The sequence below is a fragment of the Proteus sp. MB838 genome (assembly GCF_054767435.1).
The window spans coordinates 17,233-39,635 of record NZ_BAABMO010000009.1 but is presented as its reverse complement, the minus strand read 5'-3'; the positions used below and the strand labels follow the sequence as shown (position 1 = coordinate 39,635).

The 22,403-nt window shown below is 40.4% G+C and carries 17 protein-coding genes; 3 read left to right on the top strand and 14 right to left on the bottom strand.

Annotated elements, in window-relative coordinates; genetic code table 11:
- Positions 1 to 177 precede the first annotated feature (177 nt).
- The gene (locus ACYUCW_RS05785; RefSeq protein WP_004248382.1) at positions 178 to 1,632 is read left to right on the top strand and encodes a catalase; all 1,455 of its coding nucleotides are present in this window, start codon (positions 178 to 180) and stop codon (positions 1,630 to 1,632) included.
- A 95-nt stretch (positions 1,633 to 1,727) separates the two neighbouring features.
- On the opposite strand, the gene menE is transcribed toward ACYUCW_RS05785, so the two are convergent.
- The 6 genes from menE to ACYUCW_RS05755 form a co-directional block, all read right to left on the bottom strand.
- Positions 1,728 to 3,152, bottom strand: coding sequence for an o-succinylbenzoate--CoA ligase (gene menE / locus ACYUCW_RS05780; protein ID WP_036895262.1), 1,425 nt, complete (start codon positions 3,150 to 3,152; stop codon positions 1,728 to 1,730).
- On the bottom strand, positions 3,140 to 4,111 hold the full coding sequence (gene menC, locus ACYUCW_RS05775) for an o-succinylbenzoate synthase (protein ID WP_004243667.1): 972 nt from the start codon (positions 4,109 to 4,111) through the stop codon (positions 3,140 to 3,142). Before menC ends, menE begins: the two co-directional genes overlap by 13 nt.
- Positions 4,111 to 4,968, bottom strand: coding sequence for a 1,4-dihydroxy-2-naphthoyl-CoA synthase (gene menB / locus ACYUCW_RS05770; RefSeq protein ID WP_004243669.1), 858 nt, complete (start codon positions 4,966 to 4,968; stop codon positions 4,111 to 4,113). The genes menC and menB overlap by 1 nt, the downstream gene beginning before the upstream one ends.
- Positions 4,969 to 4,980: 12 nt before the next feature.
- The gene (gene menH / locus ACYUCW_RS05765; protein ID WP_163748506.1) at positions 4,981 to 5,748 is read right to left on the bottom strand and encodes a 2-succinyl-6-hydroxy-2,4-cyclohexadiene-1-carboxylate synthase; all 768 of its coding nucleotides are present in this window, start codon (positions 5,746 to 5,748) and stop codon (positions 4,981 to 4,983) included.
- On the bottom strand, positions 5,732 to 7,417 hold the full coding sequence (gene menD / locus ACYUCW_RS05760; RefSeq protein WP_049236226.1) for a 2-succinyl-5-enolpyruvyl-6-hydroxy-3-cyclohexene-1-carboxylic-acid synthase: 1,686 nt from the start codon (positions 7,415 to 7,417) through the stop codon (positions 5,732 to 5,734). The genes menH and menD overlap by 17 nt, the downstream gene beginning before the upstream one ends.
- A 341-nt stretch (positions 7,418 to 7,758) precedes the next feature.
- Positions 7,759 to 9,087 (bottom strand): isochorismate synthase, encoded by a 1,329-nt coding sequence (locus ACYUCW_RS05755; RefSeq protein WP_049257173.1) that lies wholly within the window; start codon positions 9,085 to 9,087, stop codon positions 7,759 to 7,761.
- 211 nt (positions 9,088 to 9,298) lie between these two features.
- Here ACYUCW_RS05755 and ACYUCW_RS05750 point away from each other — a divergent pair, with 211 nt between their 5' ends.
- Positions 9,299 to 10,510, top strand: a complete 1,212-nt coding sequence (locus ACYUCW_RS05750; RefSeq protein WP_460408268.1) for an alpha-xenorhabdolysin family binary toxin subunit A — start codon at positions 9,299 to 9,301, stop codon at positions 10,508 to 10,510.
- A 14-nt stretch (positions 10,511 to 10,524) separates the two neighbouring features.
- The gene (locus ACYUCW_RS05745; RefSeq protein WP_049257177.1) at positions 10,525 to 11,532 is read left to right on the top strand and encodes an alpha-xenorhabdolysin family binary toxin subunit B; all 1,008 of its coding nucleotides are present in this window, start codon (positions 10,525 to 10,527) and stop codon (positions 11,530 to 11,532) included.
- A gap of 886 nt (positions 11,533 to 12,418) precedes the next feature.
- On the opposite strand, the gene nuoN is transcribed toward ACYUCW_RS05745, so the two are convergent.
- From nuoN to nuoG, 8 genes are read right to left on the bottom strand one after another with little or no spacing between them, the layout of a single operon-like run.
- Positions 12,419 to 13,888: an NADH-quinone oxidoreductase subunit NuoN gene (gene nuoN / locus ACYUCW_RS05740; protein WP_049257179.1), complete on the bottom strand. Its 1,470-nt coding sequence runs from the start codon at positions 13,886 to 13,888 to the stop codon at positions 12,419 to 12,421.
- A gap of 6 nt (positions 13,889 to 13,894) precedes the next feature.
- Complete coding sequence (nuoM, locus tag ACYUCW_RS05735; protein ID WP_004243685.1) at positions 13,895 to 15,424, bottom strand: NADH-quinone oxidoreductase subunit M; 1,530 nt, start codon at positions 15,422 to 15,424, stop codon at positions 13,895 to 13,897.
- A 19-nt stretch (positions 15,425 to 15,443) separates the two neighbouring features.
- A complete protein-coding gene (gene nuoL, locus ACYUCW_RS05730) occupies positions 15,444 to 17,279 on the bottom strand; it encodes an NADH-quinone oxidoreductase subunit L (protein WP_163748477.1) in 1,836 nt (611 codons plus the stop codon).
- Positions 17,276 to 17,578, bottom strand: coding sequence for an NADH-quinone oxidoreductase subunit NuoK (gene nuoK, locus ACYUCW_RS05725; RefSeq protein ID WP_004243687.1), 303 nt, complete (start codon positions 17,576 to 17,578; stop codon positions 17,276 to 17,278). Before nuoK ends, nuoL begins: the two co-directional genes overlap by 4 nt.
- Positions 17,575 to 18,108 (bottom strand): NADH-quinone oxidoreductase subunit J, encoded by a 534-nt coding sequence (gene nuoJ / locus ACYUCW_RS05720; RefSeq protein WP_004243688.1) that lies wholly within the window; start codon positions 18,106 to 18,108, stop codon positions 17,575 to 17,577. The genes nuoK and nuoJ overlap by 4 nt, the downstream gene beginning before the upstream one ends.
- Positions 18,109 to 18,120: 12 nt before the next feature.
- A complete protein-coding gene (gene nuoI / locus ACYUCW_RS05715) occupies positions 18,121 to 18,663 on the bottom strand; it encodes an NADH-quinone oxidoreductase subunit NuoI (protein ID WP_004243689.1) in 543 nt (180 codons plus the stop codon).
- Between the two features lie 14 nt (positions 18,664 to 18,677).
- Positions 18,678 to 19,655, bottom strand: coding sequence for an NADH-quinone oxidoreductase subunit NuoH (gene nuoH, locus ACYUCW_RS05710; protein ID WP_004243690.1), 978 nt, complete (start codon positions 19,653 to 19,655; stop codon positions 18,678 to 18,680).
- On the bottom strand, positions 19,655 to 22,378 hold the full coding sequence (nuoG, locus tag ACYUCW_RS05705; RefSeq protein ID WP_460408267.1) for an NADH-quinone oxidoreductase subunit NuoG: 2,724 nt from the start codon (positions 22,376 to 22,378) through the stop codon (positions 19,655 to 19,657). The genes nuoH and nuoG overlap by 1 nt, the downstream gene beginning before the upstream one ends.
- Positions 22,379 to 22,403 lie beyond the last annotated feature (25 nt).

Below are 22,403 nucleotides of genomic sequence, written 5' to 3'. Positions count from 1 at the left end.
GTAAATAAGTTACATCTATCAATACTATCGGTCTAATGGGTTTTATTAATAATTTTAATCTTGCTAAAGTGGAATTACAGTAAAAATTAACCATAATAAATATAAGGCTGTTCGCTTCGTTTTATTCACCCATGCTATTTTTTAATGTTCACTATTCCACAAATTGGAGAAGATGTGATGGAAAAGAAAAAGCTCACAACGGCGGCTGGTGCACCAGTTGTAGATAATAATAATGTAATAACAGCAGGACCTCGTGGTCCAATGTTACTACAAGATGTCTGGTTTTTAGAAAAACTTGCCCATTTTGATCGTGAAGTTATTCCTGAAAGACGTATGCACGCAAAAGGCTCTGGTGCCTTTGGTACATTTACGGTCACTCACGATATTACGAAATATACTCGAGCTAAAATTTTCTCTGAAGTGGGTAAAAAAACAGAAATGTTTGCTCGTTTTTCAACAGTGGCGGGTGAACGTGGTGCAGCTGATGCTGAGCGCGATATTCGTGGATTTGCCTTAAAATTTTATACAGAAGAAGGTAACTGGGATATGGTGGGTAATAATACTCCTGTATTCTATCTACGTGATCCCCTTAAATTCCCTGATCTTAACCATATCGTAAAACGTGACCCTCGCACTAATATGCGTAATATGGCTTATAAATGGGATTTCTTTTCTCATTTACCAGAATCTCTACACCAATTAACTATCGATATGAGCGATCGTGGTTTACCTTTAAGCTATCGCTTTGTGCATGGTTTTGGTAGCCATACTTATAGCTTTATCAATAAAGATAATGAACGTTTCTGGGTTAAATTCCATTTCCGTTGCCAACAAGGCATCAAAAACTTAATGGATGATGAAGCGGAAGCTCTAGTAGGTAAAGATAGAGAAAGCTCTCAGCGTGATCTTTTTGAAGCCATTGAACGTGGTGATTATCCGCGTTGGAAGTTACAAATTCAGATCATGCCAGAAAAAGAGGCATCAACTGTGCCTTATAACCCATTTGATTTAACCAAAGTTTGGCCACATGCTGATTATCCACTCATGGATGTCGGTTACTTTGAGTTAAACCGTAATCCAGATAACTACTTCTCTGATGTTGAACAAGCTGCATTTAGCCCTGCGAATATTGTTCCAGGTATTAGTTTCTCACCAGATAAGATGTTACAAGGTCGTCTATTCTCTTATGGTGATGCACATCGTTACCGTTTAGGCGTTAACCATCATCAAATCCCTGTTAATGCCCCAAAATGCCCATTCCATAATTATCATCGTGATGGTGCTATGCGTGTTGATGGTAATAGTGGTAATGGTATTACTTATGAGCCAAATAGTGGCGGTGTGTTCCAAGAGCAACCTGACTTTAAAGAGCCACCACTTTCTATTGAAGGTGCAGCCGATCACTGGAACCATCGTGAAGATGAAGATTATTTCAGCCAACCTCGTGCACTGTATGAGCTATTAAGCGATGACGAGCATCAACGTATGTTTGCGCGTATTGCGGGCGAATTATCACAAGCAAGTAAAGAAACACAACAACGTCAAATCGACTTATTTACCAAAGTTCATCCTGAATATGGCGCTGGCGTTGAAAAAGCGATTAAAGTGTTAGAAGGGAAAGACGCTAAATAACCTGATAACAAGAAGCCCTGTGAGCAACTCGGCAAAATAATAAGGCGCCTGTAGTTTGGGCGCCTTTCTTAAAGTCGTTCGATAAAATCGCAATATCAATTTACTTGTTGCCCTTTCACCCACTGTTGCACTTGTTTACGAGAGATTTTGATCCCTCCATTCTTTAGCTGTTCTGGTAATAGTAAACAAGCGATGGGACGTTGAAAGCCTGCTAAACGCGTATGATACCATTGTGGTAATTGATTAATTGTCTCAATATCAGTATCAACAACAGCAACGGGACGTTGACCAAATTCAATATCGTCAATCGGGACAATAAATGTTTGGCGAACATTCGGGTGACTATTTAGCACCTTTTCAATATCTTCTGGCTGTATACCTTCACCCGCACTAAAAAACAGATTATCTAATCGCCCTAAAATGCACCATTCCCCCTCTTTAAAACAACCTCTATCCCGTGTTGCATACCAATCATCCTGGGTGTGTGATAACGGCTTTAATTGACCATCAAACCAATATCCTAATGCAACACTATCAGATTTGATCTGGATTTCATTATCCACTAATCTGACCGCTTTACCCTTTAATGGCGTACCAACTCCCGCTTTACCATCTGCGCGTTTTGCACAAACAGTAGAGGCCATTTCAGTCATGCCATAACCACACCAACACTGAATACCTTTACTTTCCGCACATTGGGTTAATTCAGTTGGGATCATCGCTCCCCCTAATAAAACCGCTTTTAATGTGATGGGCTGCGAACTATCCTGTTGTGTATTTTGTAATAAACGCCAAAGTTGCGTTGGCACTAAAGAAGCATGAGTACAGCCTTGCAAAGCAGCAATAAAGGGGTGCATATTACGCACTACCAAGGTAGCGCCTCGTAATAACCAACGCCAAAGAATTCCTTGCCCAGATACATGAAAGAGAGGTAAAGACAATAACCAACTGTCGCTTTTTTCAAAGGGTATCAATTCAAGAACACCTTCTGCACTACAAAGATGAGCTTGAAAAGTATGCACAGCGGCTTTAGGTAGACCTGATGATCCAGAGGTTAAGATCAGTGTTGCCATACGAGAAGATGCCCATGCGACACCTGCCATGTTATTTTTATCTTGATGTGATTTATTATTGAATTCGACACCAGAAAGATCGAGTAACCTCGCATCTAACTCAAGTGTTGATCCACTTAAATCAGCATAAAAATCGATGTTTAAATGGGGTAATAAATCATCAAGTAGAGACTTAGGGAGCTGAGGATCTAACGGTAATACTTTTGCACCGCATTGAAAAACAGCAAGTAGCGTAAAAACAACATGGATATGATTTTTACCACGTAGCAACACGGTACTTTTAGTATTAACACCCTGTTTCGCTAAATGGTTCGCCAATTGATTAATATGACAACTTAATTGTTGCCATGTTATAGGTGAATCACCGAATATGATGGCCGTTTCATTTGGGTTAAGCTGCGCCCAGTGATGCCACGGCCATTGTGTAAAATTAACTACTGTTGCCATACTGTCTTAAGCTGTTCAAGCGTGATAAGCGGAATATCTACATCTGGCCAACAACGAATAAGTTGTTGTTTGATAAGATCAACGGTATCTAAACCGGGAATAGAATCTGGTGTTAACCACTGAGCCACTCTTGCCAGTTGTGTCAATCCAAAGCTACTTTCAATACTCGAGCTAATAATCGCCTCTAGACCTAAAGCATGTGCTTGTTCAACGATAGATTGGCAACGAGCAAGACTTCCTACTAGCGTAGGCTTGATAACAATCGCCGTAACACCCTCTTGAGCTTTCACTTCAAAACCTTCATCACGCACAGTCTCATCCCAAGCAATATTGATACCTGTTGCTTGTGAAAAGGCGAGTGACTCTTCTGGGGTTTTGCATGGCTCTTCTAAAAATGCAATGCGGTCGCGCCATTGTGGGTTCACGTACTTGGCAAAACCTTCTGCTTTAGCTGGCGTCCAACTGCGATTGGCATCAAGCCTTAGTTTTAAGTCGGGGATCGCCTCTAGTAATAAGTTGACGACAATACCATCTCGTACCGCTTCATACAGACCGACCTTAACTTTAGCAACTTTCTCCCCGCTCATTTCATTAAGACTTAAAATTAAGTCATCAGGATCACCGTTGCATAAAGGTGCGGCACGATAATTGGCTTCTTCTGGTAAAGTGCCTTCAAGCTCTGCTAATGCGCAACTAATACCAAAAGCGACACTTGGCAATTCACTGTCAGTAGGATTTTCACCTAGACACCAAGCTGCTAGCCAAGATTGTGCGGCATCTTGTGCTTGTTCTAACGTTTCATGGCTAAACTCAGGAAGAGGTGAAATTTCACCCCAACCTTGTTTGCCATTTTGCTCTAAACAGACAAGAAAACCATCACGCGTTTTTAATCTTTGGTAGCGCAGAACAACACCTGCCTCCATTGGCAGGCTGAATGAATAGAGTTTGGCGTTTCGCATTATGGGTTACGTTTAAATTTAGTGAAATCAGGATGACGTTTTTCATTAAAAGCATTACGTCCTTCTTGACCTTCATCTGTCATATAAAACAGCATGGTTGCATTACCAGCCAATTCTTGCAGACCCGCTTGACCATCACAGTCAGCATTTAATGCTGCTTTCAAGCAACGTAGCGCCATTGGGCTATTTTCTAGCATTTCACGACACCAACGTACCGTTTCTTTTTCAAGAGAAGCATAAGGAACAACGGTATTTACCAATCCCATATCTAATGCTTCTTGCGCATTATATTGGCGGCATAAGAACCAGATTTCGCGAGCTTTCTTCTGCCCGACAATACGTGCCATATAAGAAGCACCCCATCCACCATCAAATGAGCCTACTTTAGGACCAGTTTGACCAAAAATGGCATTGTCTGCAGCAATGGTTAAATCACACATCATATGTAAGACATGACCACCACCAATGGAGTAGCCAGCCACCATAGCAACAACAGGTTTAGGACAAGTACGAATTTGGCGTTGGAAATCTAATACGTTTAAGTGGTGAGTGCCACTTTCATCACGGTATCCACCGTAGTCACCACGGATCTTTTGGTCACCACCGGCACAAAACGCTTTTTCGCCAGCACCAGTAAGAATAATAGTCCCAATTGAGTCATCGTAACGTGCATCGGCTAATGCTTGGATCATCTCTTTCACAGTCAAAGGACGGAAAGCATTACGCACTTGCGGGCGGTTAATCGTAATTTTGGCAATGCCATCGACAGATTTGTGGTAGAGGATATCTTCAAAACCTTCAGAACAATCCTGCCATTCAATCGGTGCATATAGCTTTTCTTCGCTCGGGTAAAGCATAATTAGGTTCCTTTAACCAAAGAGGGATAATACATGGTTTATCACCGCAGCATAAGCATCAGGCTGTGCCTGATGGGCATTATGACCAGCTTGCGGGATAGTCGTTAATGGCAGCGAATATTGCTGCGCTATTGATTGAAATTTTTTATCTTGCTCACCACACAACCAAATAAAGGGTAAGGTGAGTTGTTGTAATTCTGCAACTAACCAAGGCTGATGGCCTAAAGAGAGTGTTTCTAAACTTTCCGCAATACAAAAACCTGCATTACTACTGCGTTTTTCAACTAACAACTGACGCATTTCATCGCTTAAATCAGCAAATATAGGCTGTTGATACCATTGCGTTAATACATCATTAATAGGTTCATTGCGAAAACGCGCGGCCCAACGTTTATCATGTGCAATACGGTTTTGTCTTTCTATTGCATCATATAAACCTGGGTTTCCCCCTTCAACAATCAATCCCATTAATCCCGATGTTTCACCAAAACATGCGTGATACATCGCAATTCTGCCACCTAAAGAGTAACCAATCAGCCAGTAATGATTAATATCGTATTCTTTTAAAGTGTCATGGAGTAATGCACTCATCTCGACAAAATTATTTACCCCAATAGAGGCAGAGTTACCATGACGGGGCAAATCAATCACGAGTGAGGGATATTCATGGCAAGCCTTAATGACGGTCTCCCACTCATGACTGTCTCCTAATAGTCCATGCAACCAAACTAACCATGGCCCTTCGTTATGCGTGTTATATTGCCTACAAGCTAAAGTCATAAGCGGTTACCTGTTTTACCAACTGATTTAAGGTTTCAGCACCCTCAGTTTCATTGACAATCAATTCAATTAATGTTGTTTTGGCTTCCCCCTGCCAACATGCAGTCACTGTAGTAAACAGATCATCCCAACAGTTTGGTGCAACATAATCTAAACCAAACATGGCAGCAGCATGTTTAAAATTTAAAGCATGGGGCATACAGTAAAAACGCTCCCGCTCTGCCATAGGCGTCGGTAACATAGAGAATATCTGCCCACCATTGTTATTGACGATAATCACCACATTTGGGGCATAGACTTGTTGATGTAGTGCCAAACTATTTAAATCATATAATGCCGATAAATCACCCAAGATAGTTAACGTCGGTTTTTGAGTGGCTCGATGAACACCTGCTGAGGTTGAAAGTAATCCATCAATGCCACTAGCACCACGATTACTCATAACAGGATAGCCCTGTGGCAATTGTGCAAAAGCATCAATTAAGCGCACAATTAAACTATTGCCAACAAAAAGCTGCCCATTGTGAGGAAGTAAATGATCTAACTGATGAGCAACTTGTGCTTCACCAAAATAGTCTGTTACTTCAGTAACATGTTGATAAGTTTGTGTAGCAATATGACTTAATGACAACGCCCAAGGTAAATTATCAATAGCAGGATGTGCCGTTAACCATTGACTCGGGGATAAGGTAAACTTCTCCCCTTGATGATGCCCCGGATCTAAACGTCCCGGAATAGCATCAATCACCCAATACATTTGCGGTGAGCAATTCGCTTGCCATTGTAATAAGCGTTTGCCTGTTAAACTGGAGCCAAATTGGATCACTATTTCTGCTTGGTTTAATTCAGCCTTCACTTGTGGATTATTTAGCCATAAGTCAGCACAAGGTAGTGGTTGTCCAGTTTGTGATAACACATCACCTAACAGAGGCCATCCCAATTGTGAGGCCCATTTGGCAACGGCAATCCCCTCTTTCGCACTAATACGTCCAGCAATAACGACCCCTTTTTTCTGACGTAGTCGATCCCATTGAGGGTGTGTAGTCACAGAGGGAGAAAGCGTTTCTTGTAACCAAGGTTTATCACTTTGCCACCACTTTCCTAATGCTTGTGTCCATGGTGTGTCATGCTCTATATCATCACCATATAATGGCTCTGCAAAAGGGCAGTTTACATGCAAAGCACCATGCACAAGATTATTCATGGCATTATCTAATGTAGAAACCAGCCAACGTGCAGAAATATCTGCTGTAGGGCGTGGTAAAGAGAGTGTTTCTGAGGGATGACTGGCAAAAATACCTTGTTGGCGTATAGCCTGATTGGCGCCACAATTAATCAGTTCAGGCGGTCTATCTGCCGTAAGAAAAATCACCCGTTCACCAGTAAGTCCCGCTTCAATTAAAGCGGGGTATAAGTTTGCCACTGCGGTACCTGAGGTGACAATCACTGCAACAGGCTGTTGAGTGGCTTTTGCCAAACCTAATGCTAAGTGACCTAAACCACGCTCATCGAAATGCGTATGACAAATAAGTTTATGATTGGCGGCTGCCGCAAGCGTTAAAGGTGTTGAACGTGATCCGGGTGCGATACAGATATGACGTAAACCATGACGAGTCAAAGTTTCCAGTATAACTTTAGCCCATTGGCGATTAAACGAACTATTAGACATTGATCATCCCAATAACGAAAACCTGCAATGACTATTATAATATCTGTTCCTAAATACTTTTCCTTAGCCTAGTTCAATGAACAGAAGTTTTCGTTAAATAAATCGTGAAAAAGAACTCTGATAAGAGTGTATTATTTAAGCTAAAGTACTTATCTTTTTAGGCTTAATTTTTATCGTTAACAAAAAGATAGCAATAACACTAGCTAGCACAAGAATAACATTAATTTATTAACAAGATGCAGTGACGAGTTGAAAGTAGCACTAAATGGCATCCTAATCAGTACTACTTATCAACACCTAGTTTATATATTATGAGAGCCATTGGATAAACTGCAAAGAATTCAACACTCTTTTTCTAATAAAGTGCGTAAACCTGCTGCTTTATTTTCAATTTCAGCCCACTCTTGCAAAGGATCAGATCCCGCAACCACCCCTGCGCCCGCATAAAGCGTTAATGCATCATCATGCAATTCACCGCAACGCAGGCTAACCGCAAATTCGGCATGAGGCAAAGACAAATAGCCCGCAGAGCCAGCATACCAACGGCGTTCAAAAGGTTCATGTTGACGAATAAAAGTGCGCGCAATAGAGCGCGGTAAGCCACAAACAGCCGCGGTAGGTTGTAAACGCTGTAAACAATCCACATCATCAGCATGGATAAGTTTACCGTGGATATAGCGACGCAGATGTTGCACTTTACGTAAGCGGATCACATCTGCTGACGACACATCAATCCCTTCTATCCCACCTTGTAATCGCTGACAAATATCATCAACTACCACCAGATTTTCATGTTGATTTTTTTTATCGTTCATTAGCCAATCAGCAAATGCTCTGGCCTGTTGTTCATTATCAGAACTTGCCACAGTGCCCGCTAACGCTTCGGTATAAAGCACAAATTCATCGCGTTTATACAATCTTTCTGGTGATGAGCCCATAAAAGCATCAGTAGGTGAAAAAGCCAGCATATAATGATAGCAATGATGATTAACATCTCGACTTGCTTTCATAAATTGAATAGCTTTTAACGGATTATCTAAGCTTAAGCAGGTTGCCCGTGCAGGTACTACTTTTTCAAATACACCTTGATTGATTTCATCTAAAGCAATATTAAGATAGTCAGTCCATTGCTGTTGCGTTAACGAGTGCTCTACAGATGTTACTTTGACAGATAAAGGTGCAATATTCAGTGCATTTTTAAGTGAGCGAATAAAAGCAAGCGCACTTTGCTTATCTTCTTCTGCCAATAAATTAATATGGATCGACAGTTGTTGCTGACGTCTTATTTCAATACGAGGTAAAAAAAGGTAAGCATCATCCCCCTTTTCTTTATCAATACGCCCTGGAATAATGGTATCCCACGCGTTTAATCCCCAAATACGCACATCATCAGCATGCAATGAATGCCGATATGTTGCTAAAAATCGATGAGCATCACGGATATGATTAAAGCACTTAACTTGTCCACAAGCGGCTACTTCTTCGCTTTCATCACGATGTTGCCAATAAAATTGCGGGTAATACGTTTGTGCTGCTAGCCATGAAAGTAAGGAAAATGACACCTCTGATGGCAAGATAACTTTCAAATGTAAAAGATCATCTTGTGCTGTCAGATTTATATTTTTAACTTTTTCGTACAGTGTCGAAAACACAGGATTAACCTTTTCCACTCTAAATACCTACTACTAATGAAAAGAAAGATTATACGTCTCTATAAGAATTATCAAAGTGCTGATTAATTATAACCTTTGTCATTTATCAAACTTTTGTTGTTTTCATGTTACAAAGGAGAAGCATTGACCAGATAATCGCAAATGGAAAACAGATCACTTCTAAATTATGCCTTAATCATAACAAATAATTATACATAAGAGAGGTTATATGGATACAACCACCCTTGATCATATAGATAAAGTGATTGAACAATACCAACTTCCCGAAGTCACTCTTAGCTTAATTCTAGGTAAAAATATCGATCATGGACGTAGTGCGGGTATTTTTACACCTTATGATCTTAATAAAATCAAATCTTATATTGATAAAGTATTAAAATTACCTTATCAAAAAGACACTATTATTGAATTATTAGGCTACGAAGATATTAACATTTCCCAAATATCAGCTGAAACTATTCAAACCCTCTTCTTAAATATGAGAACACATGCCTTTGAATGGCAAAAAATTGAATACTCAGTAAAACAGCAAGCTATTGATTTAGAGATCACCGGTAGAGAAATCACGAGTACAGGTGAGCAACTATTGGCATTTATTAATAAAATGCCAATTATAAAAAAAATAAATAGGAAAATTGAAGATATCACACCAGAAGAACTCAGTTCAATAAAATATTCAACACAAGATAAAAAAGTGTCTAAGCAACTTGTTGCCATTTTAGAAAGCATGAAAAATGATATTAATGAGCAATATAATAATACCTTAAAAATAAAAAACATGATTTATGATTTTAGAATAGAAATTGTGGGAGGTGAAAATAGTAAAGGTAATATATGTCATTCAATTTATTATGATATCATTAATAAAAAGAAATATATTAATGATTTTTTTGATAATAGTGATGACTCACTAAATGAACAGAGAATTTTATTAGAAAATGAAATTGAAATATTAAAAAAAGAGTATCAACACTTCGTGAAACTCGCCTTTACGGGGTTAGCATTCGGTATTATTGGTGTGATCATTACTGGAGGGATCTTTGGTTCAAAAGCTGAAAAAATCCGTAAAAAAAGAAATGAAACAATAGAGAAACTACATAATATCAATAAAGGAATAAAACAACAATCAACTATTTCTGAGTGTTTACAACGTTTTCAAGTCGATTTAGACGAAATAGAACAATATATTGAAGATGCTGATATGTCTGTGGAGCATCTTCTTTATATGTGGCAAACAATTTTAACTGAAATTAATGCTTCATTAATTAATTTAAAAAAAATTGATAATGCAATGGAGTTAATTAGATTTAGTATTTATTTAGAAAAAATCATTGCACCTTGGTATATGGTGGTCGGTTACTCAAAGGAAATGATGGCGGTATTTGATGAAGCTTTATCCTCTTTTTATTCATCTAAATAACAAAAGGAAATGTTATGAATAGCGTAACTTCGCAATTACAGGAATTTGATTGCAATCAATTTTTCCATACTATTAAATCAATTAGAAAAATAACTTCTGAACTATTTGAACATGATAATATCTTAAATCATAATCTTATTACCATATCAATAAACAATAATAAAATTTATGATGAAATAATTATTTTCTCTATTCTGCTAAAAAGCCGGCTAAACCAGAAATTGTTAACAGGGATATTTAAAAATATTAATGAAATTAATCATGCAATGGCTGATAGAGAGTTGACACAGCAATTATCAGAAAAACTGCACCAAGAGAAAAAGTTTATTGAACAGTTATTTAAAGATGAATTAACTGAATCTATAGAAATTATAGAAAAGCACATCCGTTTTATTAATGATAAAAAACAGCTCTTAACAACCACCACTATTATTAGTGAAATAGATAAATTAATTAGAAATAAAGAAGAAATATCTATTGAAATCAATGAGAAAATTGCCAAGCAAAAGTTATCGATTAATGAAATTAAAGAACAACTCGATATAATTACTAAAAGTGAAGATATTATTTATAATAAAAATATCCTCGATTTTTTTACCTCTCACCTGCCAAGTAAACAGACAATTTCTAAACTGCAGTTGGCTTCTTCAGAAAAAGATATTCTCTCTGTTTTTATCGATCTGCTAAAGCAATTTTTTACCCATCTGGAGAAAGGGTTTTCTTACCAAAAACTGGTAGAGACACGTCATACTCTTATTGATAACTATTTGATACAGATAAAAAATCTAACCAAACTAGAACAGAAAAAACAAGCTCTCTTATTTACACTAAGTCGTTATTATGCAGTCACAGAAATCAATCAATATATTGATATGTTAAATCAACAATTATCGCTATTAGAGCAGTATTGGCATACATTAATAGAGCAACTGATACAATTAAAACGCAATCTTTCCGAGGCAAAAACCGTGCTCTCACCTCATCTTGTATTCCTTAATCACTTTTCACACCATTATCAATAATATTTTCACTAGCCAGACATCATAACCCCCTTAAAACAGGGGGTATGATTGGTATAGTAGATATAGAGCCGTTCAATATAATCTGGTGCATTCACTTTTTTATTTTAAAACGGAAAGTGTAATCCAGTATATATGCAATGATAGGAATAATAAAAATGAAGTGTATGACATAGGATATAAATAAAAAATCAGTAACCATTACTGAAGTATATTTATAATTAATAACTTGATATCCATTAAAATACCAAACAATCATATTGATTATATAGGGAATTAATAAATATATGATAAAACGGAATTTTTTATCAAAATTAATTTTTTTAATGAAAAATAGTGTGATTAAAGCAAGAGCTATCAGATAAGAAAAAAAACGAATATGATAATATTTTCTGTATTTCAATAACTATTTTAGAGTTTACAGAATAGGGATAAAGTTTAAAGAAAAACTCATGAACTGTTTCTAAGTAAAAAACAACAATACTTATAAATAGTGATATTAATGTGATAAAAAAACTAGATTTAATAAGCACCAGATATCCCTCTTCCCTCCACGTTTAGAGTAGTATAGATCAATTCTGTTCATAAATTAGTTCTATTATTTTTCCGCTTGAGCTCTAAGTACTACAAATTCAATTATCTGAATGTTGGGATCATTCCACAATTGAAACAACAGTGAATAAGGTCATCTTCAGGAACAAGTTTATCAAGGGGGATTGCTGCGAACAAAAATTGCTGGGGGAGGTATTCTTTTAACATATCGGTTAGCTCACTATTTGTACTAACCTGAGTAGATCAAAGTTCTAACTAAAAAACGGGGACTTTGTCAGTCATTTGAAGAGCCTGATAAAATATCAGGCTCTTTATCATAACAACGGGCAGATAAAAATTAATTTATCGCAGGTGCAATAATTGCAAAACGTGTCAGCTCAATCAATGGTTGTGGCCATACACCTAATACAACCACGATAATGGCGCAAACTAAAGTAATTAATGTTGCCATATTTTGTGATGTGGTCGTAACCGCTGGTGCATTATCGTTATCTGGTTTGCGTAAGAAAACGATAGCTGCAGCACGTAGATAGTAGAATAAACCTATCGCACTACCTAACACCACCATGCCTGTTAACCACCACAAACTTGAATCAATACCAGCAAGAATAACATACAGTTTACCAATAAAGCCTAATGTTATTGGTACCCCTGCCAGTGATAGCATCATTAATGACATCACGATGGCAGCAACAGGACGACGCCAGAAAAGCCCACGATAATCTTCAAGAGACTCTAATTCACCTTTATTGTACGGGCTAGAAGCCACAGCAATCGCACCAAATGCACCTAAACTTGCAAAGAGATAACCTGCTAAATAAATCTCAGCGGTTTCTTGTGCCAGTATAGGGCTATATTGCAAGACAATTAATGCAACCAGTAAATAACCAAGGTGAGAGACAGAAGAGTAACCGAGTAAACGTTTTACGTTCTTCTGAGTCAGCGCCATGATATTACCAAACAGGATAGAGGCAATAGCCATAAAGCCTAAGATCATGCGTAATGTTTCGCTATCCGCCGCCGGTGCTTCAAGGAATAAGCGCATCACTACCGCAAATATACCAATCTTGCTCGCTGTCGCTAAAAATGCACCTGTTGGTGCTGGTGCACCTTGGTATACATCCGGTGTCCATAATTGGAATGGGAATAAAGAGAGCTTAAAACCAATTCCCACTAACATCATGCCTAACCCAGCAAGTACTAATGGTTTATGGATATTGCTATCACTTAAACTTTGCCCCATCGCCGTAAAGGAGAGATTTCCTGCTTCAGCATAAAGTAGTGCCATACCAAATAACAAGAAAGAAGAGGCCGCCGCAGAAAGCAGCATATATTTAATGCTCGCTTCCAGTGAAGGACGTTGTTGGAAAGCATAACCAATCAGACCAAATAACGGCAATGTTAGTAACTCAATACCAATAAACATTGACGCCAAGTGGTGTGCAGAAGAGAGTAAAATACCGCCAATGACAGCAATCGCCACCAGCATATAAAACTCTTCTTTATTATCTTGATAGCCTTCCAACCAAGGATAAGCAAAAGCAACCGTGCCTAAACCAGCAATAATAGTTAATGCCGTGAAAAAGCTGGAATAACCATCTACATGGTAGAGGGTGGTCACATCAACTACGCCTAATGCATTAACGTAGTAAAGTGATCCGAGAGCGATGATAAAACCAGTTGCTGTCAAGGTGGCAATAGTAAAGTGATCGCGTCGCCACGCAATGGACAGCATCACAACCACCACCGTCAAGATGACGACTAACAGCGGTAGCATTGCGATCAATTGTTCAGGAGTTATTGTCATGGCGAATTACAGCCTTACTGTTGAAAGAGAAGCGGAATACCAAGTCTGGAGATTTTCCATTGCTGATATCGAAGTATCTAATACTGGTTGTGGGAAGAAGCCCAAAATAACCAATAAAACCACCAAGATAAACAGGATCAAAAATTCTCTCAGATTTAACCCTTTATAGGTTCTTTCTGCTGTTTTCGGTGAACCATAGTAAGCCTGTTGCATCATCCACAAAGCGTAGACAGAAGCAAAAACTAACCCAAAGACCGAAATAATAGTGATCAGCTTAAAGTGGCCATAAGTACCAAATAGGATCATAAACTCACCAACAAAGTTACCTGTTCCTGGCATACCTAAAGAGGCAACCGCAAAGAACAGTGAAAATGCTGGTAAGAAACGGATGCTTTTCCACAATCCACCCATTTGATTCATATCACGCGTACCTAAACGCTCATACAGCATGCCACACATGATAAACAGACCGGCAGCAGACAAACCATTGGTGATCATTTGAATAATCGCACCTTGGTAAGCCAAAACAGAGCCAGCATAAATCGCAATTACGATAAAGCCCATGTGAGAAATACTACTGTAAGCGGCCAGACGTTTAATATCCGTTTGACGGAATGCTAACAGTGCAGCGTAGAATACGGTGATTAAGCCTAGCCACATCGCAACAGGTGCCAGTAATGCAGACGCTTCTGGGAATAACGGTAAGTTAAAACGTAATAAACCGTAAGCGGCTGTTTTTAGCAAAATACCTGATAAGTCAACAGAGCCCGCCGTTGGTGCTTCTGCATGTGCATCAGCTAGCCAGCCATGAACGGGGACAATTGGCATTTTTACTGCGAATGCAGCAAAGAAGCCAAGCATCAGAATAAATTGCAGTTCACTACCTAATAAGGTGTGCGCTTGTAGTAAGGTGTCATAATTAAACGTCCAAATACCTGTTTTGCTGTAAAAAGCGACAGCTAAACCGATAATGGCCAGCAACATTAACAAGCCACTCGCCTGTGTATAAATAAAGAACTTAGTTGCTGCACTAACATGTTTTTCATCGCTACTTCCTTTATGTCCCCAAAGAGAGATAAGGAAATACATTGGGATCAACATCATTTCCCAAAAGAAGAAGAATAAGAACAAGTCAGTCGCTAAGAATACCCCCATAACACCTGCTAAGATCCACAGCAGGTTGAAATGGAAAGCCCCTTGAGATGGTTGATTTTCGCTCCATGAAGAGAGCACCGCTAAAATACCTAAAATAGCAGTTAATACCACCATCAATAATGACATGCCATCAAGTGCAAACTGAATATTAATCCCCAAAGCAGGGATCCACGGTACAAAGTAAAACTCTGTCCAGCGAGGTGCACCATCAACACTAATCAGTTGATAGTCACCTTGCAACCACAGTTGCACAGAAATAACGAGTGTTAATCCCATCGTCAGCAACGCAACCCAGCGAGGAACTTGCGAGCCGATTCGTTCAGCCTGCCAACTTAGCAGGCCACCGATGAAGGGAATAAGTATTAGCCAGGGTAATAACATGGCGCAATGTGTCCCTTAATTAAACCAGAAGCAGCAGAGCGATAACCAGCACTGCACCTAAACCGAGAGAAGCCGCATACCAACGCGCTAATCCGTTTTCACTGAAACTCAAGCCTTTATTGGCGCCTTTAAAGAGACAACCAAAGAGATTAAAGAATTGGTTAACAGGATCATTTTGGATAAGCCATGCCGCACCTTTATAAGGTTTGACAAACAGCACCTCATACAGTGCATCAAATCCCCATGCGTGGAACCACCATGTTGAGAAGAAACGCCCTGTTTTGGTATTTGCCACCTGAGAAACAAGTTGACGCTGTTTCAGGTATAACCATGCTGCAATGGCAACGCCTACAATCGCTACCACACCAGAAAGGATTTCTAATACATACTTACCTTCATGAGTAACGGTGCTTTCTGGGAAAACATCGCCTAACGGTTGGGTAATTAACGCCCCAATAAAGGTTGATAACAACGCTAATACCGCTAATGGGAAAGTATGAGTGAAGCCTTTAACTTGGTGTGCTTCGGTTTTGGTTTCACCATGGAATACGATGAAAATTAAACGGAAGGTATAAAGTGACGTAAAGAATGCGCCAATTAAACCTGCTAACATTAAATTGAAATGTCCGTTTGCGTACGTACCCCATAAGATTTCATCTTTACTGAAGAACCCTGCTGTTAACAGTGGTAATGCCGCTAAGGCACCTCCGCCAATTAAAAAGCATGCATAAACAAATGGGATCTTCTTACGTAACCCGCCCATCTTAAAGATATTCTGTTCATGATGGCAGGCAATAATCACTGAACCTGCAGATAAGAACAGTAATGCTTTAAAGAACGCGTGAGTCATTAAGTGGAAAATTGCGCCATCCCATGCTTGAGCACCCAACGCCAAGAACATATAACCAATTTGACTCATGGTTGAGTAAGCAAGAATACGCTTGATATCGGTTTGTACTAAAGCCGCAAAACCCGCTAATACTAATGTCACTGCACCAACGATACCGACTAATTCTAAGATATCAGGTGCCATTAAGAATAGCGCATTACTACGGGCAACTAAGTACACACCAGCGGTAACCATGGTGGCGGCGTGGATCAACGCAGAAACAGGTGTTGGACCGGCCATCGCATCCGCTAACCAAGTTTGTAATGGCAGTTGTGCTGATTTACCTACCGCACCCCCTAAGACCATTAACATTGCCCAGTTAATGATGCTTGATCCTGCGGTCAGTTGTTCAGGAGCCAATACCGCCATTTCGCGGAAACTTAGCGTACCTAATTGATCAAACAGGATAAACATACCGATAGCTAAGAAGACATCACCAATACGGGTAACAATAAATGCTTTCATTGCTGCCGCGCCATTAGCTGGGTTGTTATAGTAGAAACCAATTAATAAGTAACTACATAAACCAACCCCTTCCCAACCCATATACATCAGCATCATATTATCAGCCAATACTAAAACAACCATACTCGCGATAAATAAGTTGGTATAAGCAAAGAAGCGAGAATATCCTTCTTCACCACGCATATACCAAGATGCATACATATGAATAAGAAAACCAACGCCAGTGATAACACCTAGCATGGTTAATGATAGGCCATCAAGCACCAACGTAAATGGGATAGTAAAGTTCCCCGCTGACATCCAAGTCCAGAGTGTTAAGGCTTCTGTTTCTTGTCCGTGAGCAAAGAAATCTATCCCCACCCAAAGTGTCACTAAAGCTGATAAACCAACAGCGCCCGTGCCAATCCATGCTGATACATTTTCAGACCAACGACCACCTGAGAATGCGAGCAGTAAAAATCCCAGCAGTGGTAGCACAAAGGTTAAATAGAGTATATTCATCCGCGCATCTCACTGACTGTATCAATATTGAGGTTTTGGCGATGACGATGAAGTTGTAATAACAATGCCAAGCCAATACTTGCCTCTGCCGCTGCCAAACTGATTGCCAGAATATACATAATCTGACCATCTGTTTGACCCCAATAGCTACCACCAACCACAAAGGCTAGCGCAGCTGAATTAATCATAATTTCGAGTCCGATCAACATAAATAACAGGTTGCGGCGAAGTACTAAGCAAGTAAAACCTAACACAAATAGTACCGCAGCCAAGATCAAACCATGTTGAAGAGGTATCATTTTGGCTCCCCTACTTTTTCGTTTTCGACGAGATCGTCATGGCTCTGATCACGACCGATGTGATAAGCAACAATTAATCCTGACAATAAGAGAACGGAGGCTAACTCAACAGCCAGAATATAAGGCCCAAATAAGCTAATACCGACTTCTTTCGCCCCAATAATCTCGCCACTAATCTCACCATGAGTGACACTACTAATTGCATAAACCAATACAATTAACAGTACCAGAGACAAAATCGCCGGCCCTATCCAAAATCTAGGCTGTAACCATTTTCTCTCTTGCTCAACGACCGATTTTCCTAAGTTAAGCATCATCACAACGAATACGAATAGCACCATAATCGCGCCGGCGTAAACGATGATCTCTAAAGCACCTGCAAAATAGGCACCTAACGAGAAGAACACCACTGAAAGGCCAATTAATGAAACAATCAGATACAGCAGCGCGTGTACCGGATTGGTATGCGTTATTACTCTCAAAGTGGCAAGGATTGAAATCAGTCCTGCAATATAAAATGCAAATTCCATGAATATCGCTCCTTACGGTAACAGGCTTTTGACATCGATAGGTTTCGCTTCATCATCTGCTTCACCTTTATCTTTGCCATTAATCGCCATACCTGTTTTACGGTAAAAGTTATATTCAGGATATTTACCAGGCCCTGAAATTAATAAATCGTCTTTTTCATAAACCAGATCTTGACGCTTAAATTCACCCATTTCGAAATCAGGGGTTAATTGTAGAGCCGTTGTTGGACATGCTTCTTCACATAAGCCACAAAAGATACAACGCGAAAAGTTGATACGGAAAAACTCAGGATACCAACGACCATCTTCATGTTCTGCTTTTTGTAATGAGATACAACCAACAGGGCACACCGCTGCGCACAAGTTACAAGCAACACAACGCTCTTCACCATCAGGATCACGGGTCAATACAATACGTCCACGATAACGCGGTGCAACATTGACAGGTTCTTCCGGGTACATCTGCGTTTCGCGTTTGGCAAAGGCGTGTAAGCCAATCATCCAAATGCTGCGTACCTGGGTGCCGAAACCAGTCACTAACTCTTTTAAAGTCATGGTTCAATCACCCCTTATTGAGCGTTGTAGAGGATCACTGCAGCAGTGACCAACAGATTGATTAAAGTTAACGGTAAGCAGATCTTCCAACCAAAAGCCATCACTTGGTCATAACGCGGACGCGGTAATGATGCACGGATCAGAATAAACATCATCATGAAGAATCCTGTTTTCAGTGCAAACCAAACGAATGACGGTAAGAAAGGACCTTGCCAACCACCGAAGAATAACGTCACTATTAAGCCAGAAACGGCAACGATACCGATATATTCACCGACAAAGAACAGACCGAATTTCATACCGGAATATTCAATGTGATAACCATCAGCCAACTCTTGCTCTGCTTCGGGTTGGTCAAAAGGATGACGGTGACAAACGGCAACGCCAGCAATCGCAAAGGTAATAAAGCCAAAGAATTGTGGGATAATGTTCCACATATGGGCTTGCGAATTGACAATATCCGTTAAGTTAAACGAACCCGCTTGTGCCACAACACCTAAAATAGAAAGTCCTAAGAAAACCTCATAACTAACTGTTTGTGCTGAAGCACGCATTGCACCTAATAACGAATATTTATTGTTACTTGACCAGCCAGCAAATAAAACGGCATACACCGCTAAACCCGCTACCATCAAGAAAAATAAAATACCAATGTTTAAATCAGCCACAACCCAGGTTGAGCTAACTGGCACAATAGCAAATGACAATAATAAGGAAGAAAAGGCAATCACTGGTGCTATGGTAAAGATAAAGCGATCAGCAAATTTTGGGATCCAGTCCTCTTTAAAGAACATTTTGATCATATCCGCAATTAACTGTGCTGAACCTGCATAACCTACACGGTTAGGCCCATAACGGTTTTGGAATAACCCCAGTAGACGACGCTCCCCCATACTCATAAAAGCACCACAAGTGACAACCACCAGCAAGATCACCACGGCTTTTAAAACAGTGAGTAAAATCTCTGTAACTTCAGGAGATAACCAGCTCATTATGCAATACCCCGCAGTTGACGAACCGATACACCCACCAGTGATGGCGAAATGCCAGCCATCCCTAACGGAAGGCCAATTTGACCTCGAGTTAAGTGAGCACTGATTTTCACAGGTAAGGTGAATTCACGACCTTCGCAAGTAAACATCGCTTGTTGACCTTGAGATAATGCTAATGCGATGGCATCAGATTCACTCACGGTTAAATAAGCGTTGTCCATACGTTGTTGGATCACTTGTGAACGTTGCGATAACTCTTCGCTACCAAACAGACGATAGTAAGGAGCTACAACCCATTGATTTTCAACTAGGTTAAAGGCTGGTGGAATATCAGTGAAATAACCTAATGTGTTATCACTACATTCGATTAAGCGTACACCCGGATCACCAAAACGTAAGCTTCCCCCTACTTCAGACTGGAACTTATTCCATGCTTGTGGTGAGTTCCAACCCGGTGCCCATGCAAATGGAATTTGCTGGCGAGGAGCCGTTGGACTGTTGTTTCCTTCCATAGAGAAAGCAAATGGGCTATCGATATCTTTCGGTTGACGCTGTTCATGTACTGAAACATTTGCCAACATGGAAGTACGACCACTATAACGATGCGGTTCACGGGCTAATTTTTGACCACGAATACGGAATGATGCATTAGGTGCCGCATTCACAATACCGGCAAATTGCGGTAGACGCGTTGCACATAGCTCAATCACATGATCTAACTGCGTCCAGTCAAGATTACCTTCATGCCATTGTGAATCAACAGCACTTAGCCAACGCCAACTTTCATGCATCACCACTTCTTTGTTATAGAAAGAAGGTTCAAACACTTGGAAGTAACGTTGCGCTCTGCCCTCTTGACTCACCATAGTGCCATCACTTTCAGCAAAGGAGGAAGCAGGTAACACAAGGTGTGCTTTTTCCATGATCTCAGTTTGCTGATGGTCAATCACAATTAGGTGATCCACTTTAGCAATCGCGTCATCAATGACGTCGGCGGCAAAATGGCGATACAAGTCGTTTTCCATCACAATAGCGCTATCTGCTTGACCACTACGCATCACTTTCAATGCGTCATCCAGTGGTTTCGCTTTCATCATCGCCAGCCCCATGCTATTGGCATCATCTGCCACATAAGAGAGACCAACTTCGCTCCCCTTGGCTTTTAAGGCAAAAGCGATATTAGCAGCCGCTTTGATAACCTCTTCGCTACCCGCATGACTACCACTAATGATTAACGGTTTTTTCGCTTGCGATAAGGCTTGAACAATCATGTCAATCTGTTTATTCAACGCTTCATCTAAGCCATCAACCGCAGGGGCTTCACCATTAATATGATGAGCAATGGCAAAACCTAAACGCGCTTGTTCAACCACCGGCGCACGATAACTCCAAGCGGCAACATCATCCAGACGAGTTTCATCAACATGGGTGACAAACAGTGGATATTTCGCCCGTTGACCGATATTCATGATGGCGGCAATTTGCCAATCAGCCACTTTTTGTGCAGCAGCCATCTCACGTGCTTTACCTTTTACGGCTTGACGTACTGACAGTGCCATACGAGCACCTGTCTGTGTTAAGTCTTCACCTAACACCAGTACTGCGTCATAGTCTTCAATCTCACGGAGAGATGGAGTATAAACGCCACCTTTTTGTAAAATATCCAGCATTAAGGTCAAGCGAGCCTGCTCGGCAGCCGAAATACCACTATAGAAATTTTCAGCACCAACCACTTCACGTAAAGCAAAGTTGCTTTCAATACTGGCTCGTGGTGAGCCGATACCGACAACACGTTGCCCTTTCTTCAGCATTTCTGCAGCGGCTTGCGTTGCTTGTGCTGCACTGATTTCAAGCCAGTTACTGCCTAAACGTTTTTTAGGTTGACGAGGTCTACTCGCTAAATTGACATAACCGTAGCCAAAACGACCACGATCACAAAGGAAGTAACGGTTTACTGTACCGTTATAACGGTTTTCAATACGACGCAATTCACCATAGCGCTCACCTGGGCTGATATTGCAACCCATGCTACAACCTTGGCAAATACTAGGGGCAAACTGCATATCCCACTTACGGTTATAACGTGATGAGTGAGTTTTGTCAGTAAAGACACCCGTTGGACAAATCTCAACTAAGTTACCTGAGAATTCGCTCTCTAATGTGCCATCTTCAACCCGTCCAAAGAACACGTTGTTATGTGCACCAAAGACACCCAGATCAGTGCCATCAGCATAATCTTTGTAGTAACGAACACAGCGGTAACAAGCAATACAGCGGTTCATTTCATGAGAAATAAACGGCCCTAACTCTTGGTTTCTATGTGTACGCTTAGTAAAGCGATAGCGACGCATAGTATGACCTGTCATAACGGTCATATCTTGAAGGTGGCAGTTCCCCCCTTCTTCACAAACAGGACAATCGTGAGGATGGTTAGTCATATACCATTCAACAACGCTTTCGCGGAATTTTTTCGCTTCTTCGTCATCAATGGAGATAAACGTGCCATCAGCCGCAGGTGTCATACAAGACATTACCAAACGACCGCGGGTATCCTCAGCATTTTGATACTGCTTAACCGCACACTGGCGGCAAGCGCCAACGCTTCCCAGCGCTGGGTGCCAGCAAAAATAAGGAATATCTAAGCCTAAATTAAGACAGGCTTCTAACAGGTTATCAGCCCCGTTAACTTCATATTCTTTGCCGTCTACATGAATCGTAGCCATAGTCAGCATGCTTCCCAAAGGCCTG